This window comes from Bradyrhizobium sp. SZCCHNS1022 (assembly GCF_032484835.1).
Taxonomy (GTDB): domain Bacteria; phylum Pseudomonadota; class Alphaproteobacteria; order Rhizobiales; family Xanthobacteraceae; genus Bradyrhizobium.
In genome coordinates, this window is sequence record NZ_JAUETT010000007.1 from 321,429 (window position 1) to 337,670 (window position 16,242).

Annotated in this window: 16 protein-coding genes and 1 riboswitch; of the genes, 7 read left to right on the forward strand and 9 right to left on the reverse strand. The window is 64.2% G+C overall.

Features of this window, described 5'->3' with window-relative positions:
- Position 1: 1 nt before the first annotated feature.
- Positions 2-1,249, reverse strand: a complete 1,248-nt coding sequence (gene chrA, locus QX071_RS31770; RefSeq protein WP_315706420.1) for a chromate efflux transporter — start codon at positions 1,247-1,249, stop codon at positions 2-4.
- A gap of 275 nt (positions 1,250-1,524) precedes the next feature.
- Here chrA and QX071_RS31775 point away from each other — a divergent pair, with 275 nt between their 5' ends.
- A complete protein-coding gene (locus QX071_RS31775) occupies positions 1,525-2,844 on the forward strand; it encodes a multicopper oxidase family protein (RefSeq protein ID WP_315706419.1) in 1,320 nt (439 codons plus the stop codon).
- 370 nt (positions 2,845-3,214) lie between these two features.
- Here the strand turns inward: QX071_RS31775 and QX071_RS31780 are convergent, their stop codons facing one another.
- Entirely contained in the window at positions 3,215-4,039 is an 825-nt protein-coding gene (locus QX071_RS31780) for a helix-turn-helix transcriptional regulator (RefSeq protein ID WP_315706418.1), read from the reverse strand.
- Positions 4,040-4,129: 90 nt separating this feature from the next.
- On the opposite strand from QX071_RS31780, the gene QX071_RS31785 reads away from it, so the two are divergent.
- The gene (locus QX071_RS31785) at positions 4,130-5,020 is read left to right on the forward strand and encodes an SDR family oxidoreductase (protein ID WP_315706417.1); all 891 of its coding nucleotides are present in this window, start codon (positions 4,130-4,132) and stop codon (positions 5,018-5,020) included.
- A 179-nt stretch (positions 5,021-5,199) separates the two neighbouring features.
- On the opposite strand, the gene QX071_RS31790 is transcribed toward QX071_RS31785, so the two are convergent.
- The 3 genes from QX071_RS31790 to QX071_RS31800 all read right to left on the reverse strand — a co-directional run bounded on the left by QX071_RS31790 (position 5,200) and on the right by QX071_RS31800 (position 7,499).
- The gene (locus QX071_RS31790; protein ID WP_315706416.1) at positions 5,200-5,430 is read right to left on the reverse strand and encodes a cysteine rich repeat-containing protein; all 231 of its coding nucleotides are present in this window, start codon (positions 5,428-5,430) and stop codon (positions 5,200-5,202) included.
- A 791-nt stretch (positions 5,431-6,221) separates the two neighbouring features.
- A complete protein-coding gene (locus QX071_RS31795) occupies positions 6,222-6,596 on the reverse strand; it encodes a response regulator (RefSeq protein WP_315706520.1) in 375 nt (124 codons plus the stop codon).
- 51 nt (positions 6,597-6,647) lie between these two features.
- The gene (locus QX071_RS31800; protein ID WP_315706415.1) at positions 6,648-7,499 is read right to left on the reverse strand and encodes an MJ0042-type zinc finger domain-containing protein; all 852 of its coding nucleotides are present in this window, start codon (positions 7,497-7,499) and stop codon (positions 6,648-6,650) included.
- A gap of 370 nt (positions 7,500-7,869) precedes the next feature.
- Between QX071_RS31800 and ftsE the strand changes: the two genes are divergently transcribed.
- The 4 genes from ftsE to QX071_RS31820 all read left to right on the forward strand — a co-directional run bounded on the left by ftsE (position 7,870) and on the right by QX071_RS31820 (position 11,147).
- Positions 7,870-8,529 carry a cell division ATP-binding protein FtsE gene (ftsE, locus tag QX071_RS31805; RefSeq protein ID WP_315706414.1) on the forward strand — a complete coding sequence of 220 codons (660 nt, stop codon included), beginning with the start codon at positions 7,870-7,872 and terminating at the stop codon, positions 8,527-8,529.
- Positions 8,522-9,490, forward strand: a complete 969-nt coding sequence (locus QX071_RS31810) for an ABC transporter permease (protein WP_315706413.1) — start codon at positions 8,522-8,524, stop codon at positions 9,488-9,490. Before ftsE ends, QX071_RS31810 begins: the two co-directional genes overlap by 8 nt.
- A gap of 163 nt (positions 9,491-9,653) precedes the next feature.
- Positions 9,654-10,367 (forward strand): YdcF family protein, encoded by a 714-nt coding sequence (locus tag QX071_RS31815; protein WP_315706412.1) that lies wholly within the window; start codon positions 9,654-9,656, stop codon positions 10,365-10,367.
- A gap of 12 nt (positions 10,368-10,379) precedes the next feature.
- Entirely contained in the window at positions 10,380-11,147 is a 768-nt protein-coding gene (locus QX071_RS31820; protein WP_315706411.1) for a lysophospholipid acyltransferase family protein, read from the forward strand.
- A gap of 2 nt (positions 11,148-11,149) precedes the next feature.
- On the opposite strand, the gene QX071_RS31825 is transcribed toward QX071_RS31820, so the two are convergent.
- The gene (locus tag QX071_RS31825) at positions 11,150-11,749 is read right to left on the reverse strand and encodes a gamma-glutamylcyclotransferase (RefSeq protein WP_409977552.1); all 600 of its coding nucleotides are present in this window, start codon (positions 11,747-11,749) and stop codon (positions 11,150-11,152) included.
- Positions 11,750-11,848: 99 nt separating this feature from the next.
- Between QX071_RS31825 and QX071_RS31830 the strand changes: the two genes are divergently transcribed.
- Positions 11,849-13,033 carry a DUF2125 domain-containing protein gene (locus QX071_RS31830; RefSeq protein WP_315706409.1) on the forward strand — a complete coding sequence of 395 codons (1,185 nt, stop codon included), beginning with the start codon at positions 11,849-11,851 and terminating at the stop codon, positions 13,031-13,033.
- Between the two features lie 18 nt (positions 13,034-13,051).
- Here the strand turns inward: QX071_RS31830 and QX071_RS31835 are convergent, their stop codons facing one another.
- Genes QX071_RS31835 through QX071_RS31845 form a run of 3 tightly spaced genes read right to left on the reverse strand, consistent with a single transcriptional unit; the run spans position 13,052 to position 15,960 of the window.
- On the reverse strand, positions 13,052-13,987 hold the full coding sequence (locus QX071_RS31835) for a prephenate/arogenate dehydrogenase family protein (RefSeq protein ID WP_315706408.1): 936 nt from the start codon (positions 13,985-13,987) through the stop codon (positions 13,052-13,054).
- On the reverse strand, positions 13,984-15,081 hold the full coding sequence (hisC, locus tag QX071_RS31840; protein WP_315706407.1) for a histidinol-phosphate transaminase: 1,098 nt from the start codon (positions 15,079-15,081) through the stop codon (positions 13,984-13,986). The genes QX071_RS31835 and hisC overlap by 4 nt, the downstream gene beginning before the upstream one ends.
- 45 nt (positions 15,082-15,126) lie before the next feature.
- On the reverse strand, positions 15,127-15,960 hold the full coding sequence (locus QX071_RS31845) for a chorismate mutase (RefSeq protein WP_315706406.1): 834 nt from the start codon (positions 15,958-15,960) through the stop codon (positions 15,127-15,129).
- Between the two features lie 178 nt (positions 15,961-16,138).
- Positions 16,139-16,218: riboswitch (SAM riboswitch) on the forward strand.
- Positions 16,219-16,242: the final 24 nt, after the last annotated feature.

The window sequence follows — 16,242 nt, forward strand, 5'->3', positions numbered from 1 at the left end:
TCTACGAAGCCGCCGCGGCGAGCAGGACGCCAGCAAGCGCGCTGATCGCGACGACGATGAGCGGCGGCGCGCGCCAGATGGTGAGCAGCACGAAGCCGACCAGCGCCACGCCGACATCCCGCGGGCCTTGGACAGTGCTGGTCCAGACCGGACTGTAGAGCGCCGCGCCCAGAACGCCGACCACGGCGGCGTTGACGCCGCGCATCATCGCCTGCGCGCCGGAGCGTCTGCGGAACGAATCCCAGAACGGCAGGACGCCGAGCAGGATCAGGATTCCGGGCAGAAAGATGCCGACGAGTCCTAACGCTGCCCCCGCCAGTCCGTGCGGCTCCGGAGCGACCACCGTTCCGAGATACGCCGCGAAAGTGAAGAGCGGCCCCGGCACCGCCTGGGCCGCGCCATAGCCGGCAAGAAACGCATCGTCGTTCAGCCAGCCCGGCGTGACGAAGGCCTCGCGCAGCAGCGGCAGGACCACGTGCCCGCCGCCGAACACCAGCGCGCCGGATCGGTAGAAGGCTTCAAACAAGGCCACGCCGGACGATCCGGTCAGATGATGCAGCAGCGGAAGCCCGATCAGCAGCAGGAAGAACGCGGCCAGCGCGGCGACGCCCGCGGTGCGCGACACCGGCATCTCGATAGGTCCGGACGGCGCGGCCGCCCCGCTGCGGCAGAGCCAAAGCCCGGCAATCCCGCCCAGCAGGATTGCGCCGATCTGCGCCGGCGATGACGCGCTGAACAGGATGATCAGCGCGGCCGCCACCGCGATCGATGCGCGCTCGCGATCCGGACAAAGGGTGCGCGCCATGCCCCACACCGCCTGCGCCACGATCGCCACCGCCGTGAGCTTGAGGCCGTGCAGCAATCCGGTCCCGACCGGTCCGGTGAGCGCTCCGGCCCCGTAGGCAAACAGGATCAGCGCCGCGGCGGACGGCAGCGTGAAGCCGGTCCATGCGGCGAGCGCGCCGAGATATCCGGCCCGCATCAGCCCGATCGAAAATCCGACTTGGCTACTGGCCGGTCCCGGAAGGAACTGGCAGAGCCCGACCAGATCGGCGAAGGCATGTTCGTCGATCCACCTCCGGCGCACGACGAACTCATCGCGGAAGTAGCCGATATGCGCGATCGGCCCGCCGAAACAGGTCAGCCCGAGCTTGAGGAAGATGAGGAGCACCTCCGCCGCCGATCGGGGACCATCGTCTCGCGCCTCGGCTGCCGGCTCGGCCTCGACGATGGCTCCTTCGGTCTTCATACGGATCTCCACGAATGCAGCGCCGTCACTCTATTCATTATCGGTTCCCGATAAAGCTGCTCGTTCGGCATCAAATTGTTTTGTGGCCGGCGGCCCCTTTGCCCGGCTTCTTGGCGCATCAGATCATTGCGTGCGACTGTCGAATTCGAGCGGAGCAGGCGATGACGACGTATGATCGAGACGACGGGAGACGCCGGATACAGCCGCTCCTCAGCCGGAGAGCGCTGCTTCGTGGCGCGCAGGCCGGCGCAGTGTCCGTGGCGACAGCCTGGACCATGCCTTTCCTTCGTGCTCAGACGGCGCCGGATGAGGCCGCCGATTACAGGATCACGATCGCGCCGCTCTCGCTCGAGATCGCGCCCGGCAAGGTGATCAGGACCACGGCATATAATGGGACGGTGCCTGGCCCTGTACTGCGCCTCAAGGAAGGGCGGCCGGTCCGGATCGAGGTTACTAACAATTCCGGCTATCCCAATCTGGTCCATTCGCATGGCCTGATGATCCCCTCGTCTCAGGACGGGGCGACGGAGGAAGGCTCGCCGATCATCGAACCCGGCAAGACGCTGACCTATTCCTACACGCCGAAGCCGTCCGGCACGCGCTGGTATCACAGCCATGCCATGGCGATGACCGATCTGAACAAGAGCACCTATTCCGGCGAGTTCGGCTTTCTGATCGTGGAGCCTGCTGCCAGCGATCCCGGAAGTTACGATCGCGAGGTGCTGCTCGCCGCGCATCATTGGGAGGGCCACTGGGTCAGTCTGCAGGACATCAAGAAGGGACCGCCGCCGGACAACGGCCTCGAAGTCATGTATCGCGCGGCTACGCTGGGCGAGCGGACGCTCGGCCATGGCGAGCCGATCCGGGTGCGTGAGGGCGAGCGCGTGCTGTTTCGGCTGCTCAATGCGAGCGGCAACATGGGCATCTCGCTCGCGCTGCCGGGACACAGGTTCAAGGTACTTGCGCTCGACGGCAATCCCGTGCCGACGCCCGCGACCGTCGACGTGCTGAAACTCGATGTCGCCGAGCGGGCCGATGTCATCGTGGAGATGAACAATCCCGGCGTCTGGGTGTTCGGCTCCACGGACGACGAGGACCGCAATATGGGCATGGGCGTGGTCGTCGAATATGCCAATCGTAGCGGCGAGCCCGCCTGGTCGGCGCCTGCCAAATCCAAATGGGACTACACCCTCTTCGGCCGCCAGAGTGAGGCGGCGGCAGCTGACGAGACCATCGGCCTCAAATTCGAGAAGGTTCCGGGCGGACGGGGCGGCTACAATCGCTGGACCATCAACGGCAAGTCCTGGCCCGACACCAATCCTCTGTTCAGTGTCCTCGAAGGCAGGCGTTACCGCCTGCTCCTCAACAACAACAGCGGCGACGAGCATCCGGTGCATCTGCACCGGCATTCGTTCGAGATCACCAAGGTCGGCGACAAGTCGACGTCAGGCGTTATCAAGGACACCATCAGCCTGCCACGCTTTTCGACCGCCGAAGTGGATTTCATCGCCGATGATCCGGGCGCGACTTTCTTCCATTGCCATCACCAGGACCATATGGACGAAGGCTTTGCGGGCCTGATCACGTATCGATGAAGCCGGAGAGGTCTGGTCTAGAGCATGATCCGGAAAAGTGGAAACCGGTTTTCCTCGCGACAAACGCCATAGGCGTTTGCGCGGAGATCATGCTCAATCAAAGACATGAGATCATGATGCGATTCCTTCTAATCGCATCATGATCTCAAGCCGTACTGAGCCGGTATCGGCCACCTCTTCGGGGCTTGGTCGTCGCGAGCACGCGTGCCCTGACATAAGCCCACGCATAAGTCATAACCGGCGCCGGATCCGTCCAGTATTTCGCCTGCTCGAAGTCGATCGCGACAGCGCCAAGTCTGGATCGTTGGTCCGGATCGTTTGGTCCGGAGATTCGGTCGGCGGCGACGCGCGCACCGGGGGCGTCTCTCACCTACTTCGGAAGAGCATTCAGAAGCGCCCGGATCTTGTCCGCATCGGCGGGCGTTGCAGGATTGAAGATCACCATGTTGAGGTCGGGCCGGCCATCGACGGCGAAAGCGGAGAATTCCATCGAGAGCGGGCCGGCCACGGGATGATGCAGGACCTTCACGCCATCGCCGTACCCTTGCACATCGTTGTCACGCCACATCACCGCGAATTCGGGGCTCGTCGTACAGAGCTCATCGACTAGCGATTGCACGTCGCGCGCTGCACCGGCGCGCGCCACATCCGCGCGGAAGGACGCCACCACATAGCGTGCAACGCTTTGCCAGTTGGGCTGCGCTGCGCGGACGCGACTGTCGCGGAACATCATGCGCAAGACATTACGCTGCCCTTCCGGCACTGTGCTGTAGTCGGTCAGGACCGTTGCGGCAGCGCTGTTCCACGCGATCACATCCCAGGTTGCGGTACGCACAAAGGCGGGACTGTATTCCAGCGTGTCGAGCACGCGTTGCAGACGCGGAGAGATGCCCTCGGGCGCGCGATAACGCACTTCGGGTGGCCGGCCAAGACCGAGCAGAAACAGATGTTCGCGCTCCACGTCGGTCAGCATCATGGCGCGAGCGATGCGATCCAGCACGTCTGCGGAGGGCGCGCCGCCGCGCCCTTGTTCCAGCCAAGTATACCAGGTGGCACTGACATTGGCGCGCTGCGCCACTTCTTCGCGCCGAAGTCCCGGCGTGCGCCGTCGTTTCAGCGGAAACCCGAATGCCGTAGGATCGAGCTTGGCGCGGCGATCCTTAAGATAGGTCCCGAGCGAGTTCGCGTCCGTCATCCTGTTAGCGATTATACCAGTATGATGTCACTACTTTACCTGAATGAGCAACGTACCAGTATCCCGGCGTTCTGAACAGGGAGCGTTCTCATGCGGGTATTCGTCACCGGCGCCGCGGGCTTTATCGGCACCGAAACTACAAAGGAACTCATCGCAAACGGGCATCAGGTCGCCGGCCTCGCACGCTCGGATGAGAATGTCAGGACGTTGAAGCAATTAGGCGCAGACGTTCATCGCGGTTCGCTGCAGGACCTCGAAAGCCTGAAGCGCGGTGCGAGGGAGGCGGACGGCGTGATCCATCTGGCCTTCATCCACGATTTCACGAAATTCGCGGAGAATGGTGCGATCGACAAGGCCGCCATCGAAGCAATGGGCGATGTGCTGGTCGGCACGAACAAGCCTTTCATCGTCACCTCGGGAACGGGGCTCGTCGCACCAGGTGTGGTGGTCACTGAAGATATGCGGCGCGAGGCCAGCCCGCATGTTCCGCGCATGTCGGAGCAGGCCGGTTTGGCCTATGCGTCGCGTGGCGTGCGTGCAATGGCAATACGCCTGCCGCAAGTGCATGGCGCTCCCGGAAAGGCCGGGTTGATCAGTTATCTGGTCGAGCTCGCGCGGCAAAAAGGCGCCGCGGCCTATGTCGGCGAAGGCGCGGAGCGCTGGCCTGCGGGGCACAGGCTGGATGTCGCCCGCCTATACCGACTTGCATTGGAAAAGGGCGCAGTCGACGGAATCTACCACGCCGTCGGCGAGGAAGGCGTCCCCATGCGCGAGATGATCGAAGTGGTCGGGCGCGCGCTGAATGTGCCGGTCGTTTCGATCAAGAAAGAGGAGGCGGGCGATTATTACGGGCCACTGGCGATGTTCGCCGGTTTGGATATGCCCGCTTCCAGCGCTTTGACGCAGCAGCGGTTGGGCTGGTCCCCGACGGGGATCGGTTTGATCGCCGACATTAGCCAGCCGGGTTACTTCACGGCTTGAGGCTGGCTCCGAGAGGTTGCCAAAGGCAACTTCGAACCCGGCGTGCGTTCCGGTAGGCGCTCGCTCCGCAGCGCACCGAAGATCCTCGTCAGAAGATCCTTGTCAATTGCGGTCTGTGCGGCGCTTCAACAGCCGCACAGGCCTTGCGATCGATGGCTCGATCGCTGGCACACAGTGAGCTACATCCCGTGACTCTGGAAAACGGAGGAACAGCTCCTGCTCAGCCTGCTGCGGTTCTGCATCAGGCACTGCTCGACCGCATTGTCGTCGCCGAGCTGGTGTCGACAAAAGCGCCGCGCATCGCGTGAGCAGGCCTTCTGCTCCTGCGGCGTTCCCATATGGCCTTGCGCATGGCCGAATGACGGCAGAGCCGACAGAAACGCCGCGAGCGCGAATGGCAGCTTCTTCATCGAGTGACTCCTCCTTGGGCTGGACAAACCTCTGCTGCTCGCGGGGGCCGGTCGGAGCTCGTCTAGAATCAGCTCACGGCCCTCCGGGCGTCTCGACCCGACGGGCAATTTGCGCATGACGTCATGCGCAAAATGCCCGTCGTGCCAATCGGCCGCAGCTTTGTGCGCTTGCCGTGTCGGGCAAATCGGAACGATCATCTGCGCATCCCGCCTCGAGCAGAGGGACGTTTCGGCCGATCGTCACGACACGTGAGGTGGGGATGCGATGGCCGCGAGATGTCGGAGCATGTCCTTTGGAGATGCGGACGAGCGATACTCTTGCGGACGTGAAGTCGCGTGGTCCTGGCGCCCCGACGCTGGCGCTAAGTCCGCAGGTGATGATCCTGCTGACGACGGTGGCTAACAAGCCCGGCACACCGAGGAGAGCGCGAAATAATCGTTAACACCATCGCGCAGGGAATGCCGGATGTTCGGCTGTACCTGTGGTGACTGCCGCCTGCTTTTTCTTTTGCAGGCGGGCCATGGGTTGCGGCCAGCAGCCCGGCATTCCCTGCGCCCTCGGCCTTCGAGGGTGAAGCAGATGCATAGCTCGGGTGCAAATCGCGCCGCGAGAGCGAGGATGTATGTCTCCGTCATTCCGAGGCGCGCATGTGCCGAAGCAATCCAGAGTCTTTACGGCTTCCTGGATCGCTTTTCGCCTACGCCGTCTGCGCTTCTGCGGAGAGGTCGCTTGCTCTCGCAACGCCCCCGAGGAGGCGGACGTGCATGACGAGCGTTTCCAAAGTTTGCAATCACGCTCTCTTCGCGGCCAGCGCGTCCGCCACCGCGGTGCGGATGTCGGCCACGGAGAACGGTTTGGTGATCACGTCATGCGCGATCGCGCTCAGGTTGGAGGCGCGCTCGCGCTGATGTGCAAAGCCGGTCATCAGAAGGATCGTGAGGTTCGGGAAATCGCGCGCCGCCGACAGCGCCAGCGCAATTCCATCCATGACCGGCATCTGGATGTCGGTGAGCAGGAGATCGAACGCGCCATTTTCCCGCGTGAGGATGTCCAGCGCTTCGGCGCCGTCCTGAGCCGTGACGGTGTCATGACCATCCATTGCAATCGCCCGCGCAACCAAGGTCCGCATGGACTCTTCGTCGTCGGCGATCAGCACGCGCGACATCATCTTGCCTTTTCCTCTCGTGCTCTCGCGAGAGGCCCGCGAGATCCGTTGCTACGCATTTCCAGCGGTAATATCGCGCCGGTTGAAGAATCGTATATCGATATTGCGCCCTTCGGGAGGCGGAGAAGCCAGCCGAGACTTGAATGCCGCTCGCTCGCCGGGCTTGAGCCTGGTTTGATCGAGCACTGCATTCCAGGCGTAGATTTCGGCGCCTTGGGCGTCGCGGACGCTGAAGCGCAGGCGGGGGAGATCGACGGGCTTGCGGCCGGTCGCGACGACGGCCCCTTCGATCACCAGGACCGGCTTGCCGTCGACCGTCTCGGTGACGACTTTCAGGTCTTTGAAGATGGCGCCGCGAAGGTTCACATCCAGCCCGACCAGCCTGTAGAACGCCGCGGTCTGCGGCATCAGCCGCACCACGTCGGCGCGCCAGACGACGAGCGCGATGACAAGGGCGCCCATGGCGAGCGTGAGCGCCGGCAGGTTGAAGCCTGGTTTGCCGCCCGTCTCGGCGAAGCTTGGCTTCTTCAGGACCCTGCGAAACCAGGGCCGACGCCTGCCATCGTTCTCCGTCTCGGCGTCAGCCTCCGTGGTCGGCCAGTCGGTACCGGCAGCGGCGCTTTCCTCCGGCCAGTCGGCGGCGATGGACGGGCTTGCGACAATGGGAGGATGGTCGTCCGCATCGCTGCGGGCGAGTGTCTCCCAATCGGTCTCATCGGGAAGGCCGCCGGAATGGCTGTCTTCCGCCATGGCTGGGATGGGGGCGGGAGCCTCCACAGCGTCTTCAGGATGCGCCAGCCAGACCTCCTTGCAGCGGGAGCAGCGGACGGTCCGGCCGCTTGCGCCCAATGTTGCCAGATCGATGGCGTAAGATGTCGTACAATGAGGGCAAACGATGAACATCCAGCCTGTCTCCAACCAGCGGCCTTAACCGCTCTGTCCGGAAGTTCGCGGCCAGGGACGTGGATTTCGTGTTCGGCCCCGACGGGTGAGAATCGGTTGCGAACGTCGAATCCAAAGCTTCACTGGCATCAATGTGTTATCTGGTGTTCCAATGGCGCGGACATTCGCAAACGCCCCAAAAAGGGAGTGCAAAGTCGCGCCTGGAACACCAGAAGGGCAGCATGACGAACTTCGGAACCTCAACCCGCCGGGATGGTACAAGGTGACCGTTAACGAACCGGAAACCATAACGAGAGCCATATTGATTGACGCTGCCAAAAGTCTGCTTGCGCGCGAGTTGTGCGAGCACGCCCTCGGACGGAGCTGACGCTTGGTTCGGTTCGAAAATGTCGGACTGCGCTATGGACTTGGGCCGGAGATTCTCCGCGACCTCAGCTTCCAGATTCCGGCGCATTCCTTCCAGTTCCTGACCGGACCATCCGGCGCCGGCAAGACCTCGCTCTTGAAGCTGTTGTTCCTGTCCCTGCGGCCGACCCGGGGATTGGTCAATCTGTTCGGTTATGATGTCTCGCTGCTCGGCAAGGACGAGATCGCCGATTTGCGCAAGCGGATCGGCATTGTGCTGCAGGATTTCCGCCTGCTCGATCACATGACGACCTATGAAAACGTGGCGCTGCCGTTCCGTGTCATTGGGCGCGAGGAGTCGAGCTACCGCAAGGAAGTCATCGATCTCCTGAAATGGGTGGGCCTGGGCGAGCGCATGGACGCACTTCCGCCCATTCTGTCTGGTGGTGAGAAGCAGCGTGCGGCGATCGCGCGCGCCGTGATCTCGCGGCCGCAGCTTCTGCTGGCGGACGAGCCGACCGGCAACGTCGATCCGACTTTGGGCCGCCGGCTATTGCGGCTCTTCATCGAGCTCAACCGATCGGGGACTGCGGTTATCATTGCAACCCACGACATCACGCTGATGGACCAGTATGAGGCCCGCCGGCTGGTGCTGCATCAGGGACGGCTGCACATCTATGAGTAGCGTGGACGATCGCGGCCTTCTGGTCGACCTTGGCGACGACCGCCCGCAACTGCCGGCGCAGGCGCGCATCGTATCTCCCATCGTGCCGCGGGCGTCGATCGCCGGCCGCGCATTGGTGGCGGTGGTGGCCATCATGACCTTCCTCGCCTCCATCACGACCGGAACGGTGATGCTGATCAGCGAATCGGCCGCCGAATGGCAGTCGGAGGTTGCGAGCGAGATCACCGTGCAGGTGCGCCCCAAGACCGGCCGCGATCTCGAGCGTGACACCGCGGCGGTGGCGGAGGCGATGAAGGCGCAGCCGGGCATCGTCGAGGTGAAACCGTTCACCAAGGAGGAATCCGGCAAGCTGCTGGAGCCTTGGCTCGGCAGCGGCCTTTCTTTCGACGAACTGCCGGTCCCGCGCGTGATCATCGCGCGGGTTCAGCCCGGCACGGCGTTCGACCTTGCCGGGCTGCGCGACCGCGTGACCGCGATCGCGCCGAATGCCAGCGTCGACGATCACCGCGCCTGGATCGACCGGATGCGGTCCATGACCGGTGCCACTCTGCTCGCAGGCGTCGGCATTCTCGTGCTGGTCATTGTCGCGACCTTCATCTCGGTATCCTTCGCAACGCGCGGCGCCATGTCCGCGAATCGGCCGATCGTGGAGGTGCTGCATTTCGTCGGTGCGGGCGACCGCTACATTGCCAATCATTTCCTGCGCCATTTCCTGCAACTCGGTCTCGAGGGCGGCGTGATCGGCGGCGGCATTGCCATGCTCGGCTTCGGTTTCTCCGAGTCGATTGCCAACTGGTTCTCGGGCACGCCGGTCGGCGACCAGTTCGCGGCATTGCTGGGCACCTTTTCGCTGCGGCCGCTCGGCTATGTCGTGATCGCGGTGCAGGCGGTGGTGATCGCGGCGGTCACCGGCTGGGCCGCACGTCGAACCCTGTTCACAACGCTCGCAAGTATCGACTGATCGGGGACGGAGTTCCCGCTGGCGGATTTCACTTGAACCGAAAACTGCTTAAAATCGTCTGCGCCGGAGATGCAAATCGCGCCTGTGCTCACCTGCATCGGGCAGAGGGCCGCGCGGCGGAATGGACGTCGCGGCGCTTGAAGAGAGGATTGCCAGACGTCGCATGGTGCCTGAGACCGACGATATGCGCCCCAAGCCTCCCCGCTATCGGGTGGCAGGCTGCGCTGTGGCGGGGATGGGGGTCGTGCTGGCGCTCGGCTTCCTGGTGGCCGCGTTCGGTTTCGTCGGTTTCCTTTCGCAATTGCGCGGCGCCGAGATCAAGCCGGAGCGCCAGGCCGACGGCATCGTGGTCCTCACCGGCGGTTCGTCGCGCGTGTCCGACGCCGTCGAGCTCCTGGCCGGCGGCTATGGCAGGCGGCTGTTGATCTCGGGCGTGCATCCGACCAACGATGCCAACGACATCTCGCGCTCGCTGCCGGAGGCGCGGTCCTTCATTGCCTGCTGCGTCGATCTGGATTATTCCGCGGTCAATACCCGCAGCAATGCTGCGCAGACCCGGCGCTGGGCGCATGAGCGCGGCTTCAAGTCGCTGATTGTGGTGACCTCGAATTATCACATGCCCCGCGCCATCGTGGAGCTCTCGCACGCGATGCCGGACATCGATCTCATTCCCTATGCCGTGGTCGGTGAGCGGTGGCGGGACGAGCCGTGGTGGACCAGCGGCCCGACCCTGCGGCTGCTCTTCTCCGAATATGCGAAATATGTTGCCGCCGAGCTCAGGGTACGTCTGGCCGATTTCGGCCTCGATCTCATGCCGGAGGCAGAGCCGCCGAGCGGCGCGCTATCCCGGCGTCCGGCGACGGCCCAGGCCAATTGAACAGGATCCGCGATGGTTTCGATCTTTCTGCGCTCGCTGCTGTTCAACATCCTGTTCTATCCGGTGTTCGTCTTCTGGGCGCTGGTCGCGCTGCCGACGCTTCTGATGTCCCGGAAAGCGTTGCTACGGGTCGCCAATTGGTGGGCGCAGACCAACATTCTGTTGATGCGCTTCATCTGCAACATCAGGGTCGAATATCGCGGCGTCGAAAAGATTCCGAAGGGGCCATTGATCGTCGCCGCCAAACACCAGTCGATGTGGGAGACCATCTCGCTGTTGCACTTCTTCGACGAGCCGTTCTTCGTGCTGAAGCGCGAGCTCAGGCGCATTCCGATTTTCGGCCTTTTCCTGATCAAGGCCGATATGGTCGCGATCGACCGCAGCGCCGGCACGCGCGCCTTGATGAAGATCGTGCGCCGCGCATCGGAAGAGGTGAAGCGCGGCCGCCAGTTCGTGATCTTTCCGGAAGGCACGCGCAGGCCTCCGGGCGCGCCGCCGCACTACAAGCCCGGCGTCGGCCTGATCTATGTCGATTGCGGCGTGCCCTGCCTGCCGGTCGCGCTCAACTCCGGCCTGTTCTGGCCGCGCAATTCCTTCATGCGCTATCCCGGCACGCTCGTCGTCGAGTTCCTTGATCCGCTGCCGCCGGGCCTGCCGCGGGATGAATTTCTGTCGCGTATGCAGGCCACGATCGAGGATGCGACCGATCGCCTCGTCGCCGCCGGTCAGGCTGAGCAGGCGCAGCTGTTCGGCCGTGTGCCACAGGCGGCGAAGGCCTGAGGCTATGTTCCGTCGTCTGCTACCGAATGCAGCGCATGGCCCTCGCCGTGCAGCATCAGCGCCAGCCGGTGCAGCTGCGCGTCGCGAAACCCCTGGGCTTCGATTGCTTTCACCGTCGAGAGCACGTAGTCGCGATTGGCGCCGGACTGGCCGTGGCCCTGGCTCACATGGCTCAGCTGCTCGGTCAACGACAGTCGGCCGGCATATTGCACATGACCGCGATCGACCACATAGGTGAGGGCGCTGACCCGCTGGCGCGCCTCGTCCTCCAGCCACACCGATCGCATCACCTCGCGATAGACGGACGTGACCTGCTCGCGCGCGCGCAAATAGGCGACCACCGCCGCTCGGTTCTGTTCCGCAACCCGAAACGCGATCCCGCGGCAGGCGCCGCCGCGATCAAGCCCGAGCACCAGTCCGGGCTTCTCTGGTGTGCCACGATGGACGAAGGAGTACACACAGAGCGCGCGGTGCTCCCCGATCAGGCGCGCCGGAACCTGCTCGATAAAGTCGAATCCCGGACGCCACATCAGCGAGCCGTAGCCGAAGACCCAGAGATCGCCGTGGGGAAGTTCACTGACAGACAGAGTCATTGCCGACATCGGGTTGGAGGCCATAAGGGTGGTGGTCGCGATTTGTTAACTTAAATACACATTCCGTGATCGCTTTATCGCCAAAATTGCTCCGCAAAGGGTCCCCGCATGTCCGATATGACGTCAGCGCCGCGCAGGCGCCCGCTATGGGGGCTCTTCATCGCTCCCGTCCTGCTCCTGATCGCCGCGGTGGCATGGAGCGTGTTCTGGTTCTTTGCCGCTTCGCAGGTCGATGTCCAGGCCGACGCCTGGCGTGCGCGAGAGGCGAAGTCCGGCCGCGTCTATGATTGCGCGCGGCGCTCGGTCGCCGGCTTCCCGTTCCGCCTCGAGGTTCGCTGCGGCGACCCAAGCGTTTCCCTGTTCTCGCAAGCCGCCGGCACGCCGCTGATGACGGCCAAGCTCGGCGAAATTCTGGTCGTGGCCCAGGTCTATGACCCCAAGCGTCTGATCGCGGAATTCAAGGGGCCTGCGACCATCTCGAACGGCAGCGATCCCGCCTCCTTTGCGGTGAACTGGCAGCTCGGCCAGGCCAGCGTCTATGGCCTGCCCGTGGCACCACAACGCGGCGCATTGGTGTTCGACGCTCCCACGATCGATCGAATCGACGGTGCGGCTCGCGCGCCGCTTGCGCGCGCCGATCACATCGAACTGCACGGCCGCCTCGCCGAGGGTTCGCCGACCGATCATCCCGTGATCGAAGCCGCGCTGCAGATCGCGAACGGCAGCATTCAAGGGAGTCATCCGTTGCTCTCCGAGCCGTTCAATGCCGACATCCAGACGCGCGTTTCGGGATTGAGCGATTTTCGGCCCAAGCCCTGGCCGGTGCGATTTCGTGAGATCCAGGCTGCCGGCGGCCACATCGACATCGTGCAATCGCGGATTCAGCAGGGCGAACTGCTCGCGGTCGCTTCCGGCACGCTCAGTCTGACAGCCAGCGGCAACATCGATGGCGAGTTGCAGATGACCGTCGCTGGGCTCGACAAGGTGATCCCCGCGCTTGGGATCGACAAGATGCTCGACAACGGCGTGCCGCAGTCGACGCTCGACCGCGTTGCGCCCGGGGTGAAGTCGCAGGATCTCAACAACCTTTTCGGCGCGCTCGATCGCGCGATTCCAGGGCTTGGCAAGGTGGTGAAACAGAACGCCAATGCCGGCGTCGCTGCCGGCATCAATGCACTGGGCAAGGAAGTCGTGCTGGAAGGGCGTAAGGCGCGCAGCTTTCCATTGCGCATCTCCGATGGGGCGGTCGTGCTCGGCCCGTTCAAAGTGGCGCAGATCCCGCCACTGTTCTAGCGCGCGGCCCGTCCGCCGTTACGACGGCTCGATCTGCGGTAGCGGCCGGCCGAAATCGGGCGCTGCCGAATCCTGCCCGATCTCGACGATGCCGCGGCGAATCGCGCGCGTCCGGGTGAAATGCTCGAACAACGCCTGCCCGTCGCCGCGTCGGATCGCGCGTGTCAGCTTGGCGAGATCCTCATTGAAGGTGCCGAGCATTTCCAGGACGGCATCCTTGTTGTTCAAGAACACGTCGCGCCACATCGTCGGATCCGACGCGGCGATGCGGGTGAAGTCGCGGAAGCCGCCCGCGGAAAATTTGATCACCTCGGATTCCGTCACCTGCGCCAGCTCCTCGGCGGTGCCGACGATCGTGTAGGCGATCAGATGCGGCAGATGGCTGGTGATGGCGAGCACGAGATCATGATGGTCCGGTGTCATGATCTCGACCTTGGCGCCGAGCGCAGCCCAGAACGCGCGGAGGCGCGCGACCGCATCGGCATCGGTGCCGACCGGCGGCGTCAGGATGCACCAGCGATTGATGAAGAGTTCCGCAAACCCGGAGTCGGGGCCGGAATTCTCGGTGCCGGCAACCGGATGCGCCGGCACGAAATGCACACCTGCCGGCAAATGCGGAGCCATGTCGCGCACGATGGCGCCCTTGACCGAGCCGACATCGGAGATGATCGCGCCGTCCTTCAGTGAGCCCGCGATCTCCTGCGCCACAGGCCCGCAGGCGCCGACGGGAATGCAGAGGATGACGAGGTCGGCGTCCTTCACCGCCTCCGCATTGCTCTCCACCACGCGGTCGACGATGCCGAGCTCGGCGACACGAGCCCGCGTCTCCTTCGAGCGCGCTGTGGTGACGATCTCACCGGCCAGCCCATGCAGGCGCGCGGCGCGCGCGATCGAGCCGCCGATCAGGCCGAATCCGATCAGCGCGACGCGCTCGAATTTCGCCGCGCTCGTCACTTCGTCCCCATGAATTCGCGCAAACCCTCCAACACCAGGCGATTGGCCTCTTCGGAGCCGATCGTCATCCGCAGCGCATGCGGCAGCTGATAGTTGTTGAGCGCGCGCAGCACCAGGCCGCGCCGGGTCAGGAATTCGTCGGCCTCGGCGGCCGTCTTGCCCTTCTCGGTCGGGAAGTGGATCAGGATGAAGTTCGTCACGCTCGGCGTCACCTTCAGGCCGAGCTTGCCGATCTCCTCGCTGAGCCTGTTGCGCCATTCTTCCGTGTACGTCTTGGACGTCTGCACATGCGCACTGTCCTCGATCGCAGCGACCGCGGCGAGCATGGCCGGCGTGGAGACGTTGAACGGTCCACGGATGCGGTTGACCGCATCGACGATATGGGCCGGGCCGAACATCCAGCCGACGCGTAGCGCGGCGAGCCCGTGAATCTTGGAAAAAGTGTGGGTCATCACGGTGTTCTCGGTCGTGGCGACCAGCTCGATGCCGACCTCATAGTCGTTGCGCGACACGTAGTCGGAATAGGCCGCGTCCAAAACCAGTACGACGTTGGAGGGCAGGCCGGCGCGCAGCCGCTTGACCTCGTCGAACGGGATGTAGGTGCCAGTCGGATTGTTCGGGTTGGCGAGCCAGACCAGCTTGGTGCGCGGCGTGACCGCCTGCAGGATGGCGTTGACATCCGCGGTCAGGTTCTTCTCCGGTGCGATCACGTTCTTGGCGCCGCGGCCCATGGTGGCGATCGGATAAACCAAAAAGCCGTGCGTGGTGGAGATCGCCTCGTCGCCGTGGCCGAGAAAGGTGTGTGCCAGCAGGTTGAGGATCTCGTCGGAGCCGGCGCCGCAGATGATCCGATCGGGATCGAGGCCGTAGGCGCGGCCGATCGCCTGGCGCAGCACCCGCGAGGTGCCTTCCGGGTAGTCCTCCAGATGCGTCGCCGCGTGCGTGAAGGCCGCGATCGCCTTCGGCGAGGGGCCAAACGGGGTCTCATTGGCCGAAAGCTTGAACACCTTGCGGCCCGGCTCCGGCTTCGGGCTCTTGCCGGGGGTGTAGGGCGCAATATCGAGGATGCCGGGATTCGGCACGGGGCGGGACATCATTCAACTCCGGGAAACCGCAGGATCAGGCCAGAGCCATCAACCCTAGCTCGGCACCGTATAGCGCTTTGCATGGCCGCCGACGAGGGCCGTCGAGCGTACCGAGGCGCCCGCCGCGATCAGGGCTGCCCTGATTTTTTCGAGGTTCGAGGGGGTCTCGATGGAGACCAACAGGGCCGCGCTGTCGAAGGCGGTATCCGGCACCGCTACGATGTCCGCCAGCGGCGACAGCGCTCGCGCCACCTGCGCATTCCAGCCCGACACGCGGATGCTCCAGGTCTCGACCTCCAACAGCAGGGCATCGTCGGCCACGCGGGAGATCGCAAACACCGGCAGCGCCGCCGGATGGTCGGCGCGCTCCAGGAAAGGCAGCCGGGCGATGATCTTCGGCGCGCCGGCCGGCTCGAGCGTGATCCACCACGGCGTATGCCCTGACGTCGCCGAGACCAGCGCCAGATCGCCCTTCGATTTCGCTGCCGCCTCGACGGCGGCCTGGGCGCTGAAATGCGCCACATAGGGCACGATGAAGCCGAAATGGAACCGCGCGGAATCCCGCATCGCAGCCTCGCCGACCGAGACGTCGGCGTGCGCGCAGAACGGCGCCTGCACGTAGGTGAAGCTGGAGACGATGATGCGCCAGATGCTCTCGACCGTATCGAGCGGCAGGATGCCGCGATGGCGCTGCACCAGGCGCTTCATCATGTCGGCCTCGCGCGCCGGCCGGAAGGCCGAGCCGACCTCCTGCGTCTTCTTCACCTGGATCAGGCGGTCGATGATGTCGCCGCGCTGCATCAACAACCGATGCATCTGCTCGTCGATCGCGTCGATCTCCTTGCGCAGATCGGCAAGCGAGGGCGGGGCGGGAGGCGTCTCGGGCATTTGCGGCATCTCTTGGCTGGTCCTGCGGTGCAGGCGAGCGTCGTTCTGTCCTACAGATCAGGCGCGTGCAACATCAAGTTTACCCGATCGAGCGCCCGGAAGCGCTACAGTTGCAACATGGCGGCGTGCCGTCGATTCCGGCTTGCCTTGACGTCGGCCGCCCGCCGGACTACGTTGTTGGTCATTCCGTGGTCATTTGAGCCGGCCGGCTTGCAGCCACGTTAAACAATTCGCTAAACAGGCCGGGGACAGTTCTGATCCCGGCCGAACCTAATTTCGGGC

Excerpts from the sequence above, each read along its gene's own strand:
- chrA (WP_315706420.1), bottom strand. The coding sequence starts at position 1,249 with ATGAAGACCGAAGGAGCCATCGTCGAGGCCGAGCCGGCAGCCGAGGCG.
- QX071_RS31775 (WP_315706419.1), top strand. The coding sequence starts at position 1,525 with ATGCCTTTCCTTCGTGCTCAGACGGCGCCGGATGAGGCCGCCGATTAC.
- QX071_RS31780 (WP_315706418.1), bottom strand. The coding sequence starts at position 4,039 with ATGACGGACGCGAACTCGCTCGGGACCTATCTTAAGGATCGCCGCGCC.
- QX071_RS31785 (WP_315706417.1), top strand. The coding sequence starts at position 4,130 with ATGCGGGTATTCGTCACCGGCGCCGCGGGCTTTATCGGCACCGAAACT.
- QX071_RS31790 (WP_315706416.1), bottom strand. The coding sequence starts at position 5,430 with ATGAAGAAGCTGCCATTCGCGCTCGCGGCGTTTCTGTCGGCTCTGCCG.
- QX071_RS31795 (WP_315706520.1), bottom strand. The coding sequence starts at position 6,596 with ATGTCGCGCGTGCTGATCGCCGACGACGAAGAGTCCATGCGGACCTTG.
- QX071_RS31800 (WP_315706415.1), bottom strand. The coding sequence starts at position 7,499 with ATGTTCATCGTTTGCCCTCATTGTACGACATCTTACGCCATCGATCTG.
- QX071_RS31810 (WP_315706413.1), top strand. The coding sequence starts at position 8,522 with ATGAGTAGCGTGGACGATCGCGGCCTTCTGGTCGACCTTGGCGACGAC.
- QX071_RS31815 (WP_315706412.1), top strand. The coding sequence starts at position 9,654 with ATGGTGCCTGAGACCGACGATATGCGCCCCAAGCCTCCCCGCTATCGG.
- QX071_RS31820 (WP_315706411.1), top strand. The coding sequence starts at position 10,380 with ATGGTTTCGATCTTTCTGCGCTCGCTGCTGTTCAACATCCTGTTCTAT.
- QX071_RS31825 (WP_409977552.1), bottom strand. The coding sequence starts at position 11,749 with ATGTCGGCAATGACTCTGTCTGTCAGTGAACTTCCCCACGGCGATCTC.
- QX071_RS31830 (WP_315706409.1), top strand. The coding sequence starts at position 11,849 with ATGTCCGATATGACGTCAGCGCCGCGCAGGCGCCCGCTATGGGGGCTC.
- hisC (WP_315706407.1), bottom strand. The coding sequence starts at position 15,081 with ATGTCCCGCCCCGTGCCGAATCCCGGCATCCTCGATATTGCGCCCTAC.
- QX071_RS31845 (WP_315706406.1), bottom strand. The coding sequence starts at position 15,960 with ATGCCCGAGACGCCTCCCGCCCCGCCCTCGCTTGCCGATCTGCGCAAG.